The following is a 21,236-nucleotide window of genomic DNA, read 5'->3' on the forward strand; positions in this document are numbered from 1 at the left end:
GCGCCGGCAGGCTGGCCTGCAGCGCGCGGCCCCAGCCGGCCTCGTTGCGCACGCCCAGCTCCAGCAGGGCGGCCAGGTCGGGGCTGGACCATTCACCCTGGCGGTAGCTCTCCGCCAAGCCCAGGTCGCCGCCCACGGCCAGGCGCCACAGCGGGCGCCAGCGGTGCAGCACGAGGGTGCCGTGGGGCCCGGGCTCGGTGCCGCGGCCCTCGGCGCGTTCACCGCCGGGCAGCTCCACGGTCAGGGTGCCGCAGCGCACGTTGGTCAGCAGGCGGCGCAGCACGCGCTGCAGGGGCCGCGACCGCCAGGTGGCCCGGCGGGGCATCGACGCGACCGCATGCGTGCCGTCCGTCGGAAGTCCGGTGGAGGGGGTGGGGAGGGTCATAGGTCTTTGGTTTTGATGATGGTCACGGGCAGGGCCGGCGCGGGCGGCTTGGTGTGCAGCGGCACCCTTTTGATCCAGAGTTTCAGGGCTTCCCAGTGGATGGCGCCCATCACTTTCAGCGTGAGCAGCGGGTGGGTGAGGAAGGTGCGGGCGAGGGCGCGGTCGTCGAGCGGCCGGCGGCGCGCATGGAAGCGCGCGACCAGCACGGGTCCGTTCGCATCGCTGGCCGTGATGCCCACGCCCAGGTGGTCGCGCTGCGCCGCGGGCAGGGCGATGTCGAAGGCATAGCGCATCGACAGCCCCAGAAAGGGCGACACATGGAATTCCTTGTCGCACGACTGCCGGATGCGGGTGGCGTGCTGCTCGGCTTCGGGGACGGCAATCAGGTAGCTGTGGCGCTCGCCGAAGGTGTTGTTCACCTCGTAGAGCAGGGCCTGGAGCGCGCCGTCGGGCCGGTGGCAGAAGTACACGGTCAGCGGGTTGAAGGCGTAGCCCAGGATGCGCGGCATGGTCAGCAGCTGGATGCGGCCGCCGGGCGCCAGCCCCGCCCGGGCCAGTTGCTGCTCTACATGCTGGCGCATCGGCAGGCCCTCGGCGCCGCCGTAGTCCTTCTCGTGCAGGCTGAACAGGTTGAAGCGGTTGACGGAGAACAACCGCAGGCGGCGGTCGAGCCCTGCCAGTTCGTCCAGATCGATCAGCAGCGAAAAGACGCGGTACTGCAGCCGGTGCCGCGCCGGGCTGAGCCGCTGGTGCATCACTCGGCCGGTATAGAGCGCGGACTGGCCGGTCACTGCTCGGCCCCTGGGTGCGCTGCAGTTCCTGCAGAGACTGCGGACAGGTGGATGCGGCCGGATTCGTTGTCAACGTTCCAGGGCCGGCGCACGCCGCCCAGGGCCTCCGCCACGGCTAGGCCGGCCTGCAGTCCGTCTTCGTGGAAGCCGGAGCCGAAGTAGGCGCCGCAGAACCAGGTGCGTCGCTGGCCCTGCAGCGACCAGAGCGATCGCTGGGCCTGCATGGCGGCGCCGTTGAAGATCGGGTGCTCGTAGGTTTGCGTGTGCAGCAGGTGGCGGGGGTGCGGCTCCTGCGTGGGGTTGAGCGTGAGGAACAGCGGGGTGGCGTCCGGAATGTGCTGCAGGCGATTCATCCAGTAGGTCACGCTCAGGGCCTCGCTGCGTTCGCGCTCGGCAGCGTAGTTCCAGCTGGACCACACCGCGCGGCGCCGGGGCATCAGGGCCGGGTCGTTGTGCAGCACGGCCCGGTTGCGGCTGTAGCCGAAGGCGCCGAGCAGGTCGGTCTCTGCCTGGCTCGCATCCGGCAGCAGGCGCAGGGCCTGGTCGGCATGGGTGGCGATGACCACCTGGTCGAAGCGCCGCGATTCCTGCGCATCGCCCGTGCGCACGTAGGCACCCTCGGCGGTGCGCCGCACTTCGATGGCCGCGCTGTCCAGGCGCAGTCCCTGGCCGAGAACCTCCGTGATCTTCTGCACGTAGCGCTGGCTGCCGCCTTGCACGGTGCGCCAGGCCGGGCGGTGCCCGAGGTTCAGCAAGTGATGGTTTTCGCAAAACCGCACGAACGCCTGGACGGGGTACTCGCCGATGCGTGCGGCGGGCGTGGACCAGATGGCGGCGGCCATGGGATAGAGGTGGTCCTCGCGGAACGCCCGGCCATAGCCGTGCTGGTCGAGGTAGGCATCGAGCGAGAGGTCACCCAGTCGGCGGACATCGGCGGGCGCCCGGCGGTAAAAGCGCACCAGATCGCGCAGCATCGACCAGAAGCGCGGGCTCAGCAGATTGCTGCGCTGGGCGAACACGCCGCCAAAGCCCGTGCCGCTGTACTCGAGTGCGCCTCCATCCAGGCTCACGCCGAAGGACATGTCGGTGGCCAGCGTGGCCACCTGCAGGTGCGCGAACAGCGCCGTCAGGTTGGGATAGGCCGATTCGTTGTAGACGATGAACCCGGTGTCCACGGCGATCTCGCCCCCCGGCCCGGGCACGTGCACGGTGTGGCTGTGGCCGCCGGGCCGGCGGTCGGCCTCGAACAGCGTGACCTGGTGGCGTTGGGCGAGCAGCCACGCGGCCGACAGGCCGGAAATGCCGCTGCCGATCACGGCCACATCCAGCGGCCGTCCCGGTGGGGCGGCCTTGGCAGGCGATGCGGGCGCGTGCGCCGCATGGATTGTCATTGCGTCCATCCTCGAAGTCTCCTCGCGGAGTATTGTGTGGGTATACGCAGTGGCTGCGCGTTTGGATTCCACCAGATGGACGTGATCTAATCCGCCGGGTGTTGCGTATGAGCAGCATGACCACCGTCCGCCAGCCCGCAGAGCGGCCTTCCAGGCCTCGAAAATCCTGGCCTCCTTATTTGTCGATCGTGACCCAGCCACCCACCCATGGAGCCCATCCGACGGGAGACGCGTTGAGCGCCCTGGTCCAGGCGGTGGCGTCCCAGGGCGACCGGCAGGCGTTCGCTGCGCTGTTCAAGCACTTCGCCCCGCGCGTGAAGGCCTACCTCATGCGCCTCGGAACCCCGGAGAGCGTGGCGGAAGACCTCGCTCAGGAGGCGCTGGTCAGCGTCTGGCGCAAGGCGCACCTGTTCGACCCGGCCCACGCTGGCGTGTCCACCTGGGTTTTCACGATTGCGCGCAACCTGCGGGTGGATTATTTCCGGCGCCGCTCCAATCTGGCGCTAGAGCAGGACGAGGGCCAGGGCGAACAGATCCCCGACACGGCGCCTGCGCCCGACGAACATTGCTACGCCGCCCAGCAAGAGAGCGAAGTAAGGCGTGCCCTGCAGCAGCTGTCGCCCGACCAGGCGCAGGTGCTGCAGCTGTCTTTCTTCGAAGAGCATCCCCACGCCCGGATCGCGCAGGATCTGGGCATTCCGCTGGGCACCGTGAAGTCGCGGGTCCGCCTGGCGATGAACCATTTGCGCCGCTTGCTCGGCCACCTTGAGCCATGACGATCCAACACCATCCCGCCGACGACGTGCTGCTGGCCCAGGCCGCCGGGCACCTGCCCGCGGCCGCCTCGCTGCTGATCCAGGCGCATGTGGCCATGTGCGCGCACTGCCGCGAGCGCTTGTGCACACTCGAAATGGTCGGCGGTGCCATGCTGGACGGCATCGCCCCGGCCACGTTGCAGCCCGATGCGTTGGCGCGCACCCTGGCGGTGATCGACGGCGTAGCGCATCGTCCTGGTCATGGCGCTGGCCGCCGGCCATCGACGCGCCCCGGATCCTGGCCGCAAGGGGCCTTCTGGCCCGATGCGCTTGATGCCTGCCAGGTTTCGCCCTGGCGCTGGCTCGGTCCCGGCGTGCGCTGGAGCCGCGTGATCCTGCCGGACGATGCCCAGGCCAACGTGCTGCTCCTGCGGATCGGTGCGGGCAAGCGTTTGCCGCAGCACACGCACAGCGAGGTGGAATGGACCCAGGTGTTGCATGGCGCCTTCCACGATGGGCGCGCGCGGTTCGGCCCGGGAGATTTCGACGGCGCCGATGGGCAGGTGCACCATCAGCCGGTGGTGGAGCCGGGCGGCGAATGCATCTGCCTGGCGGGCATCGAAGGTCGGGTGGTTTTCGATGGCGCCATCGCGCGCTGGGCCGGCGCGCTCGTCGGCATGTGAGCGGGATCGCGCCCTGTCCAGGGCGCGTGGCGGCCATCAATCAGCGCAGCGGGCCGCCCCAGCGCAGGGTCGCCAGGCAGGCTGCCGTGGCGGCTGCGCCCGTGACGAAAGCGCCCCAGCACATGTCGGCGATCGTCACGCTCCACGGCCAGTCTTTCAAGGTGGCCTGGTTGGTCAGGTCGTAGGTGGCATAGGCGATCAACCCCAGCAGGGCGCCCATGCCCAGGGCCGATGTCCAGCTGCGCTGCTCCACCGCAGGCAACACCGCCATCACGACCACGCCGGCGACGTAGATCAGGTAGAACAACGCCGCGGGCGCCACCGAAAACTTGTCCTGCATGAGGTGCCCGATGGCGGGGCGGTAAAGGCGGTCGGCCATGGTGGAGAGCCACACGGCGTCGAGCGCCAGGAAGACCAGGGCCGTGGAGGCATAGGCGACGGCAAAGGGGCGGATCATCATGGGTTTTCTCCTGAGAGTCGGTTATTTCAATCGGTAGCTGAGCCGGCGGCCGCTGCCCACGGTGGAGTCGAGGCCGATCCACGCGCCGTCGGCGGCATACCAGAGGTCGATGGGCTGCGGCAACCCGGTGATTCGCCAGCGCACCGCCGCCACGGTTTCGCCCCGCACATCGAGGGTGCCTTCGCCCTGCCGCACCACCTGCACGGCATCGATCTTGCCCGTCTGGGCATTGAGCAACTGCGTCTGGCTCAGGATGGCCGGGTTCCAGTACGCAAAACTCAAGGTGCACGCGGGCATGCCTTCGGCGGGCGGAGTGGCGCTGCCCGGCGCGGGAAAGCGCAGGTCCACTTTGTTGACCTTGCCATCGTCCTGCGTCTCCGCGGTGATGGCTTCAAGGCATCCATCGCGCCAGAGTTCACGGGCATCGTGCCGGTAGCGATAGACGACCAAGCCGAGCAGCTTGACGGCAAAGCGTGCTTCGCTGGTCAGCACGCGCTCCTGGGCCGCAGGCGCCGACAGTCGAAAGCGGTGTTCGCCGATCGGCGTGCCATCCAGGGCCACCTGGAAATTCCACTCGTTTGCCGCCGGCATCGCTGCGGCCGCAGGCATGGCCGTAGCAGTCCACAGCAAGGCGGCGGCAACGCACCAGGCGGTTTGCCGCAGGCGGCCGGTCATCGCGAGCCTCCGGTGCGCGGTGGTCCCGGAATGAAGGCATTGGTGCGCAGCATGTACTCGCGGTAGGCCGGGCGGCGCTCGGCGATGTCTTTTTCCAGCAGTGCCACGCCCGACACGCGCAGCAGCAGGACCGTCATGAGCGCAGGCGACACGATGGTCCATACGCCCGCCCAGCCCGTACCTGCGAGCGCGACGAGCCAGAGGCCCCACCAGACGCAGGCCTCACCGAAATAGTTGGGGTGGCGCGTGAACCGCCACAGTCCCCGGTCCATGACCTGCCCCGCATGGGCGGGATCGGATTTGAAGCGCGCCATCTGCGCATCGCCCACCGCTTCGAACACGATGCCGAATCCGGCCAGGGCAATGCCAATCGCATCGATCGCGCCCAGTGGGCGGGGCGATGCCGCCAGGCCTGCCAGCAACGGCGCCGAGACGATCCAGGCCAGCATGGCTTGCAGGCCGAACACGAGGTAGAGGCTTTTGAAGGCGAAGTTCGGGCGGTTGCGTTCGCGCATCGCGCGGTAGCGGTGGTCTTCGCCGTGCCCCCAATTGCGTGCGGTGATATAGACGCACAGCCGCAGTCCCCAGATCCCCGACAACAGCAGCAACGCGGTGCCCCGGGCCCCAAGGCTTGGGGCCAAGGCCCCATACACGGCGCCGCAGCCGGCGATGAGTATGGGCCAGGCCCGATCGGCCAGGCTGGCGTCCTTGCGGGCAAGGCTCACCACCCACGTGGCAACGGACGCGGACAGGGCCCAGGCGAGGCCGAACAAGGCCCAGGTGGTGGTGGCTGATGCGTTCATGCCCATCCGATCAGTTGCGACGGTCGAACAGGTAGTGGCTCACCCACCATTGCTGCCCACCGTGAAAGCCGAAGAGTTCTTCCACCGACAGGAAGAACAGACGCCACCGGCTCCACCATGCCGGCGCGTCTTCTCCGTAGGTTCGGCGGAACAGTGGCACGAGCGCGTCGTGTTGCAGATCCATGTTGTCCAGCCAGGCGCGGGCCGTGCGTTCGTAATGCGTGCCATCCCAACGCCAGCGCCGCCGCAACTGCAGATCGTCCTGGCAGTGCAGGGCCAGATCGTCGCTGGGCATCATGCCACCGGAGAAGAAATGCTTGCTCATCCAGTCGCTCGCGTCGCGTTCCTCAAACGGGTAGGGCGCCTCGCGGTGCGCGAACACATGCATGAAGAAACGGCCCCCGGGTGCGAGCCAGCGCGACACGTTGGCAAAGGCCTGCGGCCAGTTGCGCAGGTGCTCGAACATCTCCACCGAAACGATGCGGTCGAAGCGGTCCGCAATGTCGAAGCGGTTGAAATCGCAGGTGATCACCTGCACGTTGGACAGACCGCGCCTGGCCGCCTCGGCGTTGATGTAGGCGCGCTGCGAGTGCGAATTGGAGACCGCGGTGATGCGGCTGGCGGGATAGCGCTGAGCCATCCACAGCGTGAGGGACCCCCAGCCGCAGCCCAGCTCCAGAATGCGCTGCCCGTCGGCCAGGCCGGCGTGCTCGCACGTCCGAAGGAGCGCGGCTTCTTCTGCCTGCGCCAGGGTGGCAGCTCCGTCGCCCCAGTAGCCGCTGCTGTACTTGCGATGCGGGCCGAGCACCGCGCCGAAGAATTCGGCCGGCACCTCGTAATGCTGCTCGTTGGCCTTGTCGGGCAGTGGTGCCAGTTCGGCCGTGCGCATGGCGTCCACGAACGCCTGCGTCTGCTCTGCCGCGGCTGCGGCGTCGCCGCTGCGCATTTCCTGCAGGCGTTCTTTCAAAAGACGGCGGATGCCGTAGCGCACCATCTGGTCGGGCACGATGCCCTGCTCGGCCCATCGAATGGCATTGGCGGTGCTTTTCGGCATGTGCGGCTCCTGGAGTGCCGCATCGGAATGTGCGGCCTGCTTCCTGTACGCAGGCCTGTCGCCGTTGGATTGCTGGCGTCGCGAAATTTCAGTGCATCGCGCGCCCGGGTGCATGCGGTCAGGTCCGGGTGCCAGTGGCGCCGTCCAGCACCATGCGCACGCTGCGTGCCAGGTCTGCCAGCCGGTAGGGTTTTTTCAGGATCTCGAACTCCGTCGGCGCGACATTGGCCAGGCTGCCCATGTCGCGGTCGAACCCCGTGGTGAGCAGGATGTGGATGCCCGCCACGGTCTTGCGCATCTCGCGCGCGAGTTCGTAGCCGTTCAATCCCCCGGGCATGACCACGTCGGTGAAGAGCAGATCCGGCAGTGCGTCCTGTGGCATCGCCCGCACCAGTTTCAGCGCGGCATGTGCGCTGTGCGCCGTGTGCACCGTGTAGCCCAGGCCTTCCAGCATGGCCTGGGCCAGTTCGGCCACCTCGACCCGATCGTCCACCACGAGGATGGTTTCATTGCCTCCGCGATTCTTCGGGACCAGCGATTCGGCCAGGTCGGGGTGGGGACGGCCGTGCACTGCAGGGAAATACATGCGGACCGTGGTGCCCAGGCCCACTTCCGAATAGATGGTGACGGCACCGCCCGACTGCTTGGCGAAGCCGTACACCATCGACAGGCCCAGGCCCGTGCCCTTGCCTTCTTCCTTGGTGGTGAAGAAGGGGTCCATCACGCGCGACACCACTTCGGGCGGGATGCCGGCGCCGGTGTCCGTCACGGAGATGGTGGCGTAGCGGCCGGACTGCAGTCCGGAGAAGTTGTTGCCGTCCTGCGCATCCAGGTGGATGGCCTGGGTTTCCACCCGGATGCGGCCCCCGTTGGGCATGGCGTCGCGGGAATTCAGCAGCAGATTGAGCACGGCCACTTCGAGCTGCGTCGTGTCCAGCTCGCAGTTCGGCAGGTCTTCGCCGAGCACGTATTCCATCTCGATCGCATCGCCCAGCGTGCGCTCGGCCAGGGTGGCCATTCCCCGGGCGAGGCTGTTGAGATTGACCACCCGCCCTTTGAGCTTTTGCTTGCGCGAGAAAGCCAGCAACTGCTGGGTCAGCGTGGATGCCTTGGACACCGCACTGCGGATGCTGTCGATGGAGCGGTCGATGTCCTGCGGCCCCAGGCGGTTGTTGCGGTTCTTGACGCGCATGACGTCCAGGTGCCCGGACATCACCTGAAGCAGGTTGTTGAAGTCGTGGGAGATGCCGCCGGTGAGTTGGCCCAGGGCCTCCATCTTCTGCGCCTGCGAGAGGGCTTCCTCCGCATCGCGGCGTCGACTCACGTCCAGCTGCGAGGCGAAAAAATAAACCAGTTCGCGCCGGCTGTTGTAGACCGGGGAGATGAAGAGGGCGTTCCAGAACGAGGAGCCGTCCTTGCGGTAGTTCAGCAGTTCCAGCGAAATCTCGCGCCGTTGCTCGATGGCTTCGCGGATGGCGGCGACGGTGTTGCGGTCGGTGGCCGGGCCCTGCAGAAATCGGCAGTTGTGCCCCATGATTTCCTGAACGGAGTAGCCCGTCATCGCCACGAAAGCCCGGTTGCAGAACACGATGGGGTTGTCGGGCTGGCGGGGGTCGGTCACCAGCATGGGCATGCGGGTGGTTTCGATGGCCGCAAAGAAGATGTCGTCCTTGTGGTCGGACACTTCGCTGGGGGCGCCTTCGGCCACGTAGGCTTGCCACGGGCCGGGTACGGGGGGCTTTTCGCTGCTGCTCATGTTGCAGGAATCGTAATGCAATCGTCCTTGCGACTGCCTGCCAGATCGGCCTGCCCGATGTAGGCGCACACGCCGCCGGTGCCTTTTCGAATGAAAGACGGGGCCGCAGGCGAGCGCGCTCAAAGCCCGTATGTCAGCGCTTTCGCCTTGCCCCAGAACACCCGGTACATGAAAATGGTGTAGGCGACGATGGCTGGCAGGGTGATGCCCACGCCCACTGCCACGACCACAAGCGACTCGGGCGCGCTCGCCGCCTGCCACACCGTGATGCGGTCGATGACGATGTAGGGGTAAAGGCTGTATGCCAGCCCGAAGAACGCGAGAAGAAACACCGCGACGGTGGCGACGAACACGATCCAGCCGTAGCCCGCGTTCACGATGCGCGGGGTGTGCAGCACGTGGTGGATGGCGAACAGCGCCGCGGCGCAGGCCAGGGGAATCGGCAGCAACACGAAGAGCTGGGGCAGCGCGAACCACTTCTCGAACACCGTGTGGCTGACCAGGGGCGTCGCCAGCGAAATGGCGGCGAGGGCCAGTGCCATGGGCCACAGCACGGCACGGCCCCACGCCAGCGCCTTGCGCTGCAGGTCGCCTTCGGTCTTCATGAGCAGCCAGCCGGCACCCAGCATGCAGTAAGCCGCGGGCAGCGTGGCGGCAATGCCGGCGGCGAACAGCGTGGGCCACAGGCCACCTGCGAAGCCGGTCACATAGGCGCCCAGCATCCAGCCCTGCGCGAGCGTGGTCACCAGCGAGCCGGCGGCGAAGGTGCGGTTCCAGGCGGTCTTGTGGGCATCGCGCGCCTTCACCCGGAAGTCGAACGCCACACCGCGCAGGATGAGCCCCAGCAGCATCACCGTGGCCGGCGCATAGAGCGCGGAAAGCACCACACCGTGGGCCATCGGAAAGCACACCAGCAGCACGCCCACGCCCAGCACCAGCCAGGTTTCGTTGGCATCCCAGAACGGTCCGATGCTGGAGACCATGGTGTCTTTTTCGGCATCGGTGGCGAAGGGCAGCAGCATGCCCACCCCCAGGTCGTAGCCGTCCAGCACCACGTACGCCAGCAGGGCCAGGCCCATGACCGCCATGAAGGCGAGGGGCAGAACATTGGCAAGGGTCATTTCCATGGCGGGCACCTCAAACGGCTTGCGGCGCCGGCGGGCGGACCGCCGGCGTGGGCATGGCGGCGTGTTCGGCCATGTACTTGATGACGGCGACATAGCTCACCAGCAGCGTGGCATACACCGCCAGATAGGCGGCGAGCGACATCGCCACGGTGGACGGTGGGTGCTGCGCCACCGTGTCGGCGGCGCGCAGCAGGCCGTATACCAGGTAGGGCTGGCGTCCGATCTCGGTCACATACCAGCCGGCCAGCGTGGCCACCCAGCCCGAGAAGGTCATGGCCACCAGGGTGAACAGCAGGGCGCGCGGGAGCGAAGCCACGGCAGAGGCCTCCTTGCGGCGGCGCCACAGCGCGAAAGCGCCCCACCATGCCACCGCCAGCATGAGCATGCCCATGCCCACCATCACCCGAAAGCTCCAGAACACGGGCGCGACGGGCGGATGCGCGCCTTGGAATGCGTCGAGGCCCTTGAGCTCGGCCTCGCCGTCGTGCGCCAGGATCAGGCTGGCGGCCTTGGGGATCTGCACGGCGTAGTCGGTGCGGCCCTCCTTCTCGTTGGGCCAGCCGAACAGCGTGAGCGGCGCGCCCTTTTCGGTATGCCAGATGCCTTCGATCGCGGCGATCTTGGCGGGCTGGTGCTGCAAGGTGTTGAGGCCATGCATGTCGCCCATCAGGATCTGTGCGGGGATGGCTACGGCCACCGCGACGAGGGCGGCGCGCAGCGCCAGGGGCGTGCCGAGCGTGGCCGTGCCGCGGATCAGCTGCCAGGCGCTCACGCCGGCCAGCAGGAAACCGGCGGTCAGCGTGGACGCCAGCAGCTTGTGGCCCAGGCGGTAGGGGAAGGAGGGGTTGAAGACGATGGCCAGCCAGTCCACCGCGTGGAACTTGCCGTCGATGATCTCGAAGCCCGCAGGCGTCTGCATCCAGGAGTTGAGGCTCAGGATCCAGAAGGCCGACAGGGTGGTGCCCCCGGCCACGAGCAGGGTGGCGATCAGGTGCACGCGGTCGCTCACGTGCTGGCGGCCGAACAGCATGATGCCCAGGAAAGTCGCTTCCAGGAAGAACGCGGTGAACACCTCATAGCCCAGCAGCGGGCCCGCGATGTTGCCGGCGCGCTCCATGAAGCCGGGCCAGTTGGTGCCGAACTGAAAGCTCATGGTCACCCCCGACACCACGCCGAGGGCGAAGGTCAGCGCGAAGACCTTGGTCCAGAAGTAGTAGGCCTGCTCCCAGCCCTGCGCGGCCGGGGTGCCGGCGGCGGCCCGGTGGCGCAGCCGGAAGTACACCAGGAACCAGCACAGCGCGATGTTGATGGTGGGAAACAGGATGTGAAAGCTGATGTTGGCCGCGAACTGGATCCGCGAGAGCATGAAGGTGTCCATGGCGATCTACCGGTCCTTTCCGCCCTGCTTGACGGTGCCGCCCTTGCCGGTGAGCCGGTCCTTGAACTCCAGCACCCGCGTGACGGCAGTGCCCATGCCCATGAGCTGCATCGCGGTCTCGGGTGCGAGGCGCTGCACGTCATCGAACCAGGTCATCAGGCGGTCGATGAGGTCGTGCATTTCCTGCATGCGCTGCTGCGCGTGGCGTTCGTCCTCGGACGCGGGCTCTTCCAGCAGGGCCATGCGCAGCATGGACAGCGTGGGCTCGATCTCGCGGCGCCGGCGCTCTTCGGCCAGGGTGCGGAAGATCTGCCAGACGTCCTGCGGCGCTTCGAAGTACTCGCGCCGGTCACCCGGCTGGTGGCGCAACTGGACGAGCCGCCAGGCCTGCAGTTCCTTCAGGCCCATGCTCACGTTCGAGCGCGAGAACTCCAGCGTCTCGGCGATTTCATCCGCATTGACGGGGCGGGGCGACAGGTAGAGCAGTGCGTAGATCTGCCCGACGGTGCGGTTGATGCCCCAGCGGCTGCCCATTTCGCCGAAATGGGCCACGAATTGTCGATTCAGGGAGGGGAGCGGCTTGATCTGTGTCATGCCGCGATTGTGCTTCAGGTTTACTGAGTTTTCAGGATTTACTGAAAATTCAATAAGTACATCAGGGTCGATTCATCGATGGAAAGCGCTGCAAGGCCGGGATGGGCCGTTCATCCCAGGGCGGTGTCGAGCAGCATCATCACCACGAAGCCCAGCATCAGCCCTCCCGTGGCGAAAGCCTCATGCCCCTTGCGGTGGGATTCCGGAATGATCTCGTGGCTGATGACGTACAGCATGGCGCCCGCGGCCGCGGCGAGCCCCCAGGGCAGCAGGCTGGCCGACAGGCCGATCAGTGCCACGCCCATGACGGCCGCCACCGGCTCGATCAGGCCGGACACCACGCCCAGGCCCGCGGACATCCAGCGGCCGTAGCCCACGCCGCGCAGGGCCAGCGCCACCACCATGCCCTCGGGAACGTCCTGGATGGAGATGCCCGCGGCCAGCGCCTTGGCACCCACGCCGTCCGGGCCGGCGAAAGCGACCCCGATGGCCAGGCCCTCGGGCAGGTTGTGCAGCGTGATGGCGAGCACGAAGAGCCAGGCGCGCTTGATAGCGCGGGCCTGCGGGCCTTCCAGCCCTTTCACGAAATGCTCGTGCGGCACGGCGCGATCGATCAGCAGCAACAACAGGGCCCCGCCCAGGATGCCCGCGCCCACGATGCCGCCCGCCCCCCACGGCCCGGCGCCCTGGGACTTCGCCGCGGCCAGGGCGGGAATGACGAGGGAGAACGCACTGGCCGCGAGCATGACCCCGGCGCCGAAGCCGAGCATGGTGTCGTGCGTGCGTTGCGAGAACTTCTGCGACAGCAGCACGGGCAGCGTGCCCAGCGCCGTTGCTGCAGCCGCCATCAGCCCGCCCAGCAGGGCGCCGCGCAGCCGGTCGTCTCCGCTGACCAGGCCACCCATGGCCTGTGCCGAGAGGATGGCCAGGCCTGTGGCCACGATGCCCAACCCCAGCCATTGGCGCCAGGACAGGGCGTGATGCGCGGGCACTTCGGCATGGCTTGCCGGATCATGGGAATGCAATGGCATGGCAAGGACTCCTGCAAGGATGGGCGGGGGTGGGCGGAGACCACGGCGGCACGACGCCGCGGCGGTGCCTTCGGGCGGCTACATGTACACGCTGCTCAGCCGCAGGCTGCCATTCACGCCGGCCGGGAAGAACCCGCCCTGGCTGGCTGCGTTGGGCGTGAGATAGACGATGTTGAGCACGTCGTCCGGAGAGCGGCTGTAGGCGATGCCGTTGGCGTCCAGCGGAACGATGTTCGATGCCCCGCTGGCGTCGGGTGCGATGCCCTGGTCCAGGTCCTTGGAGTTGTCCAGGGTGTCGCGCGCGTCGGAAATCTTGCCCGCCGCCGCCTGGGCATCGATGCCCTTCGAATACAGCACCGTGCGCACCAGGCCCGCGTGGTAGGCCTCGGCGGCCAGGATGCCGGCAGCGGCCTCCAGGTAGGTCTTGTTCTGGATCAGCGGCGCGGCGCCCTTGTAGGCCGTGACGCCCACGTCCTCGAAGATGAAGGCTCCCAGCAGAAAGCTCAGATCGTCCTTGTAGGGATTGAAGGCCGTCCCGGCCGGGATCAGCCCCGAGGCCTGCGCCGCCTTGGAGAAGGCACCGTTCGGGTCGGTGCCGCCCAAGTCGATCGACGGCATGGCGACGGCGGACGATCCCAGGGCGGCCCGCAGGAAGTTCACATGGGCCAGTTCGTCGGCGGCGATCTCCTTGGCGTAGGCGGCCACCACCGGGTCGGAGAAGGGCACCTTGGTGCCGCCGATCACGGTGCCGCGCGTGCCTGTGCCAGTGGTCTGCGCATCGGGCAAACCGGCGCCGGTCGTGGCGTAGAGGTAGAACTGCGCCTCCAGGTATTCCAGGTTCAGCGCGAAGTTGAGAATCTCCGGGTCGGTGGGGGCGTCGGCGCCGATGGCCGGGCCCGACCCGCCGCCGCACGCGGTCAGGATGGCGCCTCCCGCCATGCCGGCGGCAAAGCCCCCGGTCTTGCGAAAGAACATGCGACGCTCTTTGAGCTTGTCGGAGCGGCGTTGCAGGATTTCAAGGGGCGATGCAGGGATGTCGATCATGGTGGTTCCTGGTGGTGTGCGGAGCACGAAGGTCACATGTCGGTCCAGCGGCAGGGAGCCGTTGCCGGAGAGGCAGGAAAGCGGGGCCGGCCGATGCCCGGCACTGCATGCCATGGATCGCCTCCGCCGTCTTCCTGTGGTGGGGGTACGGGGCCGGGGCTGCAACGGATTCAAGTTTTTTTTGCACGTAATCCATGCAGTGGCGCGGCATGGCGGATGGCCCGCTGGGGCTACCATCGCCCATGCGAAAAAACTTCACCCTCATTTCCCCCAACAAGCAGCGCGAGCGTGTTCTGGATGCCGTCAAGCATGAAATCCGCCAGTACCTGCGCCGCGAACGCAAGCGCGAACTGCCCGCCGGATCGAACTACTGGGACTTCGACTGCCGCTTCGGCCTGACGAAGGATTCCGCGGAAACCGTGCCGCTGGCCGACCTGATCGATCGCGTGGGCGCTGCGGCGGCGGACGGGGCGGATGCCTTCTATGTGGAGGTGCTGGCACGCCCGGCCGTGAAGGCCGTGCACGAGCGGCGTGCCGCCCCGGACGATGAAGGGGACGACGAGGGCGCGCAGGGGTAGGCCGAAGCAGCGGAGAAGGTCCGCTGGCTGCCATTGGCAGTCATGGCAGTCAAAAGCCGCTCATGCCGGCGGATTGTTTGCCTTTGATGCTATATCTTTAATAGCAACCAGTCTGACTGGGCATCCCTGCCCCGGCTTTGCGGGAGGCGTCGCCCGCTTTCGGCTCGACGGGAGCGGAGGCGATCCCTGCGCCGCTGCATTGGTTCGCTGCGTTTCCTGACCGGGCCGTGCGGCAGGACGCGTGTGTGGCGCCTCGTCCCTGTCTTCATCTTTCGCGCTCGCACGTCTTCATGGGTAAGGTCATTCACCGCGGATTCGCGGTTTCTTTCTGTCACCAATTAATAATAATTCTCATTAACATTTCATGGATGATCGATGAAATAGTCCATGAAATAACCGTTTGCTCTTTTGGCGCTGGATGGCAGCGGGGAGCGCTGTAGGCGGGCGACCTGCCGGGCCAGGGGCGAAGGCAGCCGGCCGCCCCGGACCATGGCGATTTATTCAGTTCACTGGGAGGTGCTGTACATGTCTTTGCATTCGTCCGGGCCATCGCTCGGAGAGGTGTTCGTGGCCAACCGGGCGCAGCTTTTGCGCGTGGCGCACAAGATCGTTCGCACGATGGATCTGGCGGATGACATCGTGCAGGACGCCTATCTGCGCATCGTCGGCGGTGCGAGCGAACGCAAGATCGACCAGCCCATCGGCTACTGCTGCCAGGTGGTGCGCAATCTGGCGCTCGACCATTGCCGGAGGCAGGCCGTGGAGCGCAACTGCGTTGCCTCCGGCATGGATGTCGAAGCCCTGGAGGTGGCCGGGCCCGGGTCGCCCGACCGCCTCATGCGCGACCGGCAGCTGGTGGGCCTGATCGAAAAGGCGCTGGCGGACCTGCCCACGAGAACCCGCGTGGCATTCCAGCTGTACCGGCTCGATGGCATGACGCAGCGCGACATCGCCATTTCGTTGGGCTGCGCGCTGGGGCTGGTCAACCGGCTGATCGCCGAGGCCACCCAGGCCATTGCCGCCCTGCACCACCTGCTCACGGACGATTGAAACGCTCGCCACGGCGCCATCGAACTCCGTACTTTCCGAAAAAGCGCTTTGCCCGGCGAGGCCCACTTGCGGTAAGGTGGCCGTCAGCCAGGGCCGGTGCATCCGCATCCGGTCGGTTGGCCACCGATGCGCCGCGGCGCGAGCGAGTTTGAGGCATGACACAAGCCGACCCCCATTGGGCCGTGGCGTGGGACTGGGTGCAGCGCGAGTACGACCGAGAGAATTTCGACCCGGCTGCCCGCGAGGCGATGATGCACTGGCTGGCGGCCGACGAGGCGCACCGCAAGGCCTACGACAAGGCGGCGCGGCTCTGGCTGCTGGCCGGCCTGACGGCACCCATGGGCGATCTGGAGGAGCACGCTTTGGCGCAAGTCCAGCCCAGGATGCAGGACTGACCTGCCTGTCTGGCTGCCAGCGTCGTGCAGCCACCCTTGCCCTGCCAGAATTTCTTTCGTCGCGCGCATTCTTGCGGGTCGGATGGTGCGCCGCATGCGCTGCGTCGCGCACCATCCCGTGAACAGATTCGTCCCTGCCACGTCTAGTTGAGCAGAAGCGCATGGCGCGTCCTTGTCGGACTGCGCTGTGCAGCCATCCCTCTCAACTGCCCAAGGACGTATCCATGTCAACCAGCTGCCTCGACCGCGACGACGAGACCTTCATTGTTCTGGTCAACGAAGAAGACCAGTACTCGATCTGGCCGCACTGGAAAGCCATTCCGAGCGGCTGGTCGGCCGTGCCGGGCGTGCAGGGCGACAAGAAAGCCGTGCTGGCCCATGTCGAGCAGGTCTGGACGGACATGCGCCCCCGCTCGCTGCGCGAGTGGATGGAGGGGCAGGCGGCTTCGGTGTCTTCTTCCGTGGGCGGCTGATGCCCGTCGAATCCCGCATCGATCTGCTCTGCCTGCCCTGTGCGGGCGCCAGCGCCGCGATGTATCTGCGGTGGAGGCGACTGCTGCCGCAGTGGCTGCGGGTCGTTCCCGTGGAGCTGCCGGGCCGCGGTGCGCGCCTGGCCGAGGGCTTCGTCCCAGACTTCGATACGCTGGTGTCGCAGTTGTGCTCCGAGCAGTCACAGGCGATGCAGGGTCGCTATGTGGTGTTCGGCCACAGCATGGGCGCCCTGCTGGCCTATGGCATGGCGCGCCGCCAGAAGCAGCGGGGTGGGCCGATGCCGCAGGCACTGCTGCTGTCGGGGAGTTCGGCTCCCTCGATGCGTGACCCGAATCGGTTCGCGGGCAAGGACAACGATGCCGCCCTGATCGCCGATTTGCGGGAGCAGGGCGGCACACCGGAGGAGGTCTTCGAAAGTGCCGAACTGATGCGCCTCACGCTCGATGCGCTTGCGGCGGACTACCAGGTGTGCCAGAGCTTTCGCTACACCGAGCCAGGTGTCTTGTCCGTGCCATTGCATGTGTTTGCGGGCCGGCAGGACCGCATCGATCCAGCGAGTATGCAGGCATGGTCGGCGGAGTCGAGCGCGGCGTGCACGCTCGACTGGTTCGAAGGCGGGCACTTCTTCCTGCGGCAACAGGAAGGCCCCTTCCTGGAGTTACTCGTGCGCCGCCTGGCGCAGACCACAGCGGGAGGTGCGCATGCCGCTGCAGCGCTTGCCTGAGCCGATGCCGATGGGCATCGAGGGCTACCGCCTCGACTTCGATCTGGAAAGCGATGAAGCACTGCATCTGGACGTCCTGAGTCCGGCGGAGCGCGCACGCGCCGGCCGGTTCCTGCGGGCAGCGGATCGCCTGCGCTTTGCGGAGACCCGCGCGGCCACCCGGCGCTTGCTGGCCGGCCGCCTGGGCTGCGGACCCGCCGAGGTGCCGCTGGCGCAGGATGCCCATGGCAAGCCGTTCATTGAAAAAGGTGGCGAAGTACCGCTGTTCAACGTGTCGCACTCCGGAGGCCATGCGCTGATCGCCGTGGCGGACCCGGGCGCCGTCAGTGCCGTGGGCATCGACATCGAGCAATGCCGCGAAGGGCTGGATATCGACTCCCTGGCGCAGACCGTTCTGACCGATCGGGAGCGTGTCGCGGTGACCTGGGCGACCGATCCGCAGCACGCCCTGTACCAGTGCTGGGTGGGCAAGGAAGCGGTGCTCAAGGCCATCGGCGTGGGCATTGCCGAGCACTTGCGCTGCGTAGGCATTCATCCCGACCGGGAAGGCCGGTGGTCGGTGGAAAGCACCGTGCCGCAATGGTCTGGGCTGGAGGCCATGGCGCTCTCTGCGCCGCCGGGCTACATGGCGGCGCTGGCATGGCGCAGCAAGGTGCCGGCTCCCGGTTAGTGGGCCGAGGTCTACCGCATCCGCCCGCCGCCCTCCAGGGCGCGAAACGGGCCAATCAACCATGGGAATGGACACATGACAGGCTTGACAGCATCGGCTGGCCGGATGGACCCGGCACCGAAGAATTTCGTGGAGCACCTGCAATCGCTGGCCCTGACGCGGCCGGATGAGGTGTGGCTCACCGTCGCGGGCGAGTCCGACGGTCAGCCGGTGGAAAGGGCCTTCACTTACGGCGCCTTCGAGCGGCGCACGCGGTCCCTGGCGGCGCGGCTGCAGCAGCAATGCGCGCCGGGTGATCGGGCCCTGGTGATGCTCGACAACGACGAACACTACGCCGCGAGCATGCTGGCCTGCTTTTACGCCGGTGTGATCGCCGTGCCCGTGTTTCCGCCGGAATCCCTGCGTCCCCAGCACCTGGCCCGGCTCACGGGCATTGCCACCGATTCCCAGGCCGCCTGTGTGCTCACCTCTTCGGCGCTTTTGGCGCTGATGGCTTCGGCCAAGGAGGGTTTCGATCAGGTCCGGACGATCGCCGTGGACTCGGTGGCTCTGGAATTGGCGGAGGACTGGCGCCCGTTTTCCCCGTCCGATGACGACGTGGCCTTCCTGCAATACACCTCGGGATCGACTGCAGCGCCCAAGGGGGTGATGGTGACGCACGGCAATCTCATGGCCAACGAGTGCGCCATTCGTGAGCGCATGGAAATCGGTCCGCAGGACAAGTTCGTGTCGTGGGCGCCGCTCTATCACGACATGGGCCTGATCGGCGGGCTGCTGCAGCCGCTCTACAGCGGCGCGCCTTTGGTGCTGACTTCGCCTCGGTACTTCCTGGAGCGTCCGGTGCGCTGGCTGGAGTTGATTTCGCGCCACCGCGCCACGCTGAGCGGCGGCCCCGACTTTTCTTACCGGCTGTGCACGGAGCGTGTGTCCGCGTCCCAGATGGATGGGCTGGACCTGTCGTGCTGGCGGGTGGCCTACACCGGTGCCGAACCGGTGCGTGCGGACACGGAACTCGGGTTCTGCGAGCGCTTTGCCTCCGCGGGCTTTTCCGCTCAAGCCGTGTACGCCTGCTATGGCCTGGCCGAAGGAACGCTCTTTGTCACGGGCAGCCAGCGCGATGCCGGCATGGTGGCCCACTATTTCGACAGCGAGCAGCTCGCGCAGGGCGTGGGGGCGCGCCTGGAAGGCGAGGGCCATGCAGGCTCGCCGCTGGTGGCCTGCGGCACGGCGGTGCCGGGGCACACCGTCATGCTCGTCGATCCGTCGACGCTCGCCGAGAAAGCGCCGGGCCGGGTCGGCGAGATCTGGGCCGAAGGGCCGAGCATCTGTGCGGGCTACTGGGGCAAGCCGCAAGAAACGGCAGCCACGTTCGTCGAACGCGAGGGCCGCCGCTGGCTGCGCACGGGCGATCTCGGCTTCTTGCATGGGCAGCAGCTGTATGTGACCGGCCGCATCAAGGACCTGATCATCCTGCGTGGGCACAACCTGTATCCGCAGGACATCGAACGCACCATCGAGGGCAGTGTGGATGCGGTGCGCAAAGGCCGGGTCGCCGCCTTCGCGGTATCGGGGCCGGACGGAGAGGGCATCGGCGTGGCTGCGGAGGTTTCGCGCAGCCTGCAAAAGCTCGTACCTGCGGCGGCACTGGCCGAGGCGCTTTCGGCTGCCGTCAGCGAAGTGTTCGGGCAGGGCCTGTCGGTGGTCGTGCTGCTCAACCCTGGGACACTGCCCAAGACCTCCAGCGGAAAGCTGCAGCGGCAGGCCTGCCGAAAGGGCTGGGAGGGCAAGACGCTGGATGCCTATGCCGTCTGGGAACATGGTGCCCTGGTAGAGGGGAAGGCCCCGGTTCAAGCAGTCAGCGGTCCGCTCTCCGACCACGAGCAGGCCCTGGCGGAGATATGGCGCGAACTGCTGCAATGGCCGCAGGACCGACCCATCGAGCGGGGCACGCACTTTTTTGCCGCCGGTGGCAACTCCCTGCTGGCGGTGCAGGCCGCGGTGCGCGTGGCCACGCGCTGGGACATCGAGTTCACGCTGCGCGATTTTTTCGAGCAACCGCGATTGGCCGATTGCGCTGCCATGGTTCAGGCGCGGCAGCGCAGTGCGAGGGGAACGGTGCCGCCGTTGCGCATCACGCCTTTGCCTGCCGAGCAGCGCTTTCAGGGGCTGCCGTTATCCGCCGCGCAGGCGCGCCAGTGGTTCCTGTGGCAGCTGGCGCCGAGCAGCGCGGCCTACCACGTCGCAGCGGCGGTGCGTCTGGAGGGCGCACACCTGCCGACCGCGGTGCTGCAAGCCGCCGCCGAGGCGCTGGCCACACGGCACGAATCGTTGCGCACCGTGTTTCGCGCAGGTGCCGATGGCACGCCCCGGCAATGGATACAGCCTGCCTTGCAACCCGTGGTTTCCGTGGCGGACCTGAGTGGGCTGCCCGGCGGCGAACAACGGTTGCGCATCGACGAACTGGCATTGCAGTGGAGGACCGAGCCCTTCGATCTTGGGCGCGGCCCTCTGTGGCGCCTGGCGCTGATTCGCCTGGCCGACACGTCGCAGATCGTCGTGCTCGTCATGCACCACATCGTGTCCGATGCGGCGTCCATGCAATTGCTGCTGGACGCCTTGGCGGCGCACTGTGCCGCCGCGTTTTCAGGCAGCGGCTTGCCCCTTCTTGCGAGCGATGGCCTCCAATATGCGGACTATGCCGTTTCGCATGGCGCCTGGCTGCAGGAAGGGGAGGGTGCGCGCCAGCTGGATTGGTGGCGTAGCCAGCTGGGCGAGGTGCACCCGGTGCTGGCCCTGCAGACCGACCACCCGCGCCATGCCCAAGGCCGCTATCGCGCGGCGCGCCACGGGATGGCACTGCCGGCGGATTTGCTGGCAACCCTGCGCCAGCGGGCGCAGGCGCACGGTACCAGCCTGTTCACGGTGCTGCTGGCAGCGCTGCAGGCGCTGGCGTATCGCTACACGGGCATGGAGGACATCCGCATCGGCATTCCCGTGGCCGGCCGGCACCGTCCAGGAACGCAAGGACTGGTCGGCCTATTGGTCAACACCGTTGTGCTGCGCAATGGTGTGCAGGCTGGCATGGCGCTGGAGGAACTTCTGGCGGGCGCCCGCGCATCCATGCTGGGGGCGCATGACCACCAGGACCTGCCCTTCGACCAACTCGTCGAGGCATTGAAGCCGCAACGCAACGCGGGGCAGAACCCGCTGTTCCAGCTGCTTTTCAACCATGTTTTCGAAGACTACCGCGCGCTCGAACGGATTCCGGGTGTCACGGCGCACGCACACGCCCTGCCGGAAGGCGAGGCCCAATTCGAATGGGTACTGGAGTCGAGGGAGCGGGCCGATGGACACCTGTCGCTGGCCATCCTCTATGCGGCGGAGCTGTTCGATTCTGGGA

The 21,236-nt window shown here is 67.3% G+C and carries 21 protein-coding genes and 1 pseudogene; 9 read left to right on the plus strand and 13 right to left on the minus strand.

All coding sequences use genetic code 11. The features are described from left to right. The 3 genes and pseudogenes from AC27IO_RS09905 to AC27IO_RS09915 form a co-directional block, all read right to left on the minus strand. A pseudogene (locus AC27IO_RS09905) lies at window positions 1–385 on the minus strand (SAM-dependent methyltransferase); the annotation flags it as partial. After that, entirely contained in the window at window positions 382–1,176 is a 795-nt protein-coding gene (locus AC27IO_RS09910) for a DUF1365 domain-containing protein (protein WP_498738756.1), read from the minus strand. The gene AC27IO_RS09910 and the pseudogene AC27IO_RS09905, both read right to left, overlap by 4 nt. After that, window positions 1,173–2,567: an NAD(P)/FAD-dependent oxidoreductase gene (locus tag AC27IO_RS09915; protein WP_498738758.1), complete on the minus strand. Its 1,395-nt coding sequence runs from the start codon at window positions 2,565–2,567 to the stop codon at window positions 1,173–1,175. The genes AC27IO_RS09910 and AC27IO_RS09915 overlap by 4 nt, the downstream gene beginning before the upstream one ends. 233 nt (window positions 2,568–2,800) lie before the next feature. Here AC27IO_RS09915 and AC27IO_RS09920 point away from each other — a divergent pair, with 233 nt between their 5' ends. Both AC27IO_RS09920 and AC27IO_RS09925 read left to right on the plus strand, forming a co-directional pair. Next, window positions 2,801–3,343 carry a sigma-70 family RNA polymerase sigma factor gene (locus tag AC27IO_RS09920; RefSeq protein ID WP_284429199.1) on the plus strand — a complete coding sequence of 181 codons (543 nt, stop codon included), beginning with the start codon at window positions 2,801–2,803 and terminating at the stop codon, window positions 3,341–3,343. After that, on the plus strand, window positions 3,340–4,005 hold the full coding sequence (locus AC27IO_RS09925) for a ChrR family anti-sigma-E factor (RefSeq protein ID WP_487089166.1): 666 nt from the start codon (window positions 3,340–3,342) through the stop codon (window positions 4,003–4,005). The genes AC27IO_RS09920 and AC27IO_RS09925 overlap by 4 nt, the downstream gene beginning before the upstream one ends. Window positions 4,006–4,045: 40 nt before the next feature. Here the strand turns inward: AC27IO_RS09925 and AC27IO_RS09930 are convergent, their stop codons facing one another. The 10 genes from AC27IO_RS09930 to AC27IO_RS09975 all read right to left on the minus strand — a co-directional run bounded on the left by AC27IO_RS09930 (window position 4,046) and on the right by AC27IO_RS09975 (window position 13,927). Beyond that, window positions 4,046–4,465 carry a DUF2177 family protein gene (locus AC27IO_RS09930; protein ID WP_284429197.1) on the minus strand — a complete coding sequence of 140 codons (420 nt, stop codon included), beginning with the start codon at window positions 4,463–4,465 and terminating at the stop codon, window positions 4,046–4,048. A gap of 21 nt (window positions 4,466–4,486) precedes the next feature. Then, the gene (locus AC27IO_RS09935; protein ID WP_498738761.1) at window positions 4,487–5,140 is read right to left on the minus strand and encodes a DUF6134 family protein; all 654 of its coding nucleotides are present in this window, start codon (window positions 5,138–5,140) and stop codon (window positions 4,487–4,489) included. After that, window positions 5,137–5,943, minus strand: a complete 807-nt coding sequence (locus AC27IO_RS09940) for a DUF1295 domain-containing protein (protein ID WP_284429195.1) — start codon at window positions 5,941–5,943, stop codon at window positions 5,137–5,139. The genes AC27IO_RS09935 and AC27IO_RS09940 overlap by 4 nt, the downstream gene beginning before the upstream one ends. A gap of 10 nt (window positions 5,944–5,953) precedes the next feature. Continuing rightward, window positions 5,954–6,997, minus strand: coding sequence for an SAM-dependent methyltransferase (locus tag AC27IO_RS09945; RefSeq protein WP_498738764.1), 1,044 nt, complete (start codon window positions 6,995–6,997; stop codon window positions 5,954–5,956). 118 nt (window positions 6,998–7,115) lie between these two features. Further along, on the minus strand, window positions 7,116–8,753 hold the full coding sequence (locus AC27IO_RS09950; RefSeq protein WP_284429193.1) for a histidine kinase famiy protein: 1,638 nt from the start codon (window positions 8,751–8,753) through the stop codon (window positions 7,116–7,118). Window positions 8,754–8,872: 119 nt separating this feature from the next. Continuing rightward, window positions 8,873–9,874, minus strand: a complete 1,002-nt coding sequence (locus AC27IO_RS09955; protein ID WP_372588264.1) for a cytochrome d ubiquinol oxidase subunit II — start codon at window positions 9,872–9,874, stop codon at window positions 8,873–8,875. Between the two features lie 16 nt (window positions 9,875–9,890). Then, complete coding sequence (locus AC27IO_RS09960; protein ID WP_498738766.1) at window positions 9,891–11,258, minus strand: cytochrome ubiquinol oxidase subunit I; 1,368 nt, start codon at window positions 11,256–11,258, stop codon at window positions 9,891–9,893. 6 nt (window positions 11,259–11,264) lie between these two features. Next, window positions 11,265–11,852: a GbsR/MarR family transcriptional regulator gene (locus tag AC27IO_RS09965; protein WP_284429190.1), complete on the minus strand. Its 588-nt coding sequence runs from the start codon at window positions 11,850–11,852 to the stop codon at window positions 11,265–11,267. Between the two features lie 110 nt (window positions 11,853–11,962). Next, a complete protein-coding gene (locus AC27IO_RS09970; protein WP_498738768.1) occupies window positions 11,963–12,883 on the minus strand; it encodes a ZIP family metal transporter in 921 nt (306 codons plus the stop codon). A gap of 78 nt (window positions 12,884–12,961) precedes the next feature. Continuing rightward, window positions 12,962–13,927, minus strand: coding sequence for a ferritin-like domain-containing protein (locus tag AC27IO_RS09975; protein WP_498738770.1), 966 nt, complete (start codon window positions 13,925–13,927; stop codon window positions 12,962–12,964). 242 nt (window positions 13,928–14,169) lie between these two features. Between AC27IO_RS09975 and AC27IO_RS09980 the strand changes: the two genes are divergently transcribed. The 7 genes from AC27IO_RS09980 to AC27IO_RS10010 form a co-directional block, all read left to right on the plus strand. Beyond that, window positions 14,170–14,505, plus strand: coding sequence for a DUF6172 family protein (locus AC27IO_RS09980; RefSeq protein WP_498738772.1), 336 nt, complete (start codon window positions 14,170–14,172; stop codon window positions 14,503–14,505). Between the two features lie 525 nt (window positions 14,506–15,030). Next, complete coding sequence (locus tag AC27IO_RS09985; protein WP_272548815.1) at window positions 15,031–15,555, plus strand: sigma-70 family RNA polymerase sigma factor; 525 nt, start codon at window positions 15,031–15,033, stop codon at window positions 15,553–15,555. A gap of 155 nt (window positions 15,556–15,710) precedes the next feature. Continuing rightward, window positions 15,711–15,950, plus strand: coding sequence for a DUF4880 domain-containing protein (locus AC27IO_RS09990; RefSeq protein WP_487089171.1), 240 nt, complete (start codon window positions 15,711–15,713; stop codon window positions 15,948–15,950). Window positions 15,951–16,174: 224 nt separating this feature from the next. After that, window positions 16,175–16,423, plus strand: a complete 249-nt coding sequence (locus AC27IO_RS09995; protein WP_284429185.1) for an MbtH family protein — start codon at window positions 16,175–16,177, stop codon at window positions 16,421–16,423. Next, on the plus strand, window positions 16,423–17,166 hold the full coding sequence (locus AC27IO_RS10000) for a thioesterase II family protein (RefSeq protein ID WP_498738775.1): 744 nt from the start codon (window positions 16,423–16,425) through the stop codon (window positions 17,164–17,166). The genes AC27IO_RS09995 and AC27IO_RS10000 overlap by 1 nt, the downstream gene beginning before the upstream one ends. Next, the gene (locus AC27IO_RS10005; RefSeq protein ID WP_284429183.1) at window positions 17,144–17,836 is read left to right on the plus strand and encodes a 4'-phosphopantetheinyl transferase family protein; all 693 of its coding nucleotides are present in this window, start codon (window positions 17,144–17,146) and stop codon (window positions 17,834–17,836) included. Before AC27IO_RS10000 ends, AC27IO_RS10005 begins: the two co-directional genes overlap by 23 nt. Before the next feature lie 75 nt (window positions 17,837–17,911). After that, the coding region (locus AC27IO_RS10010) for a condensation domain-containing protein (RefSeq protein ID WP_498738777.1) at window positions 17,912–21,236 on the plus strand (3,325 nt) is incomplete at its 3' end.

It is taken from the genome of Acidovorax sp. KNOB132, from assembly GCF_057541515.1.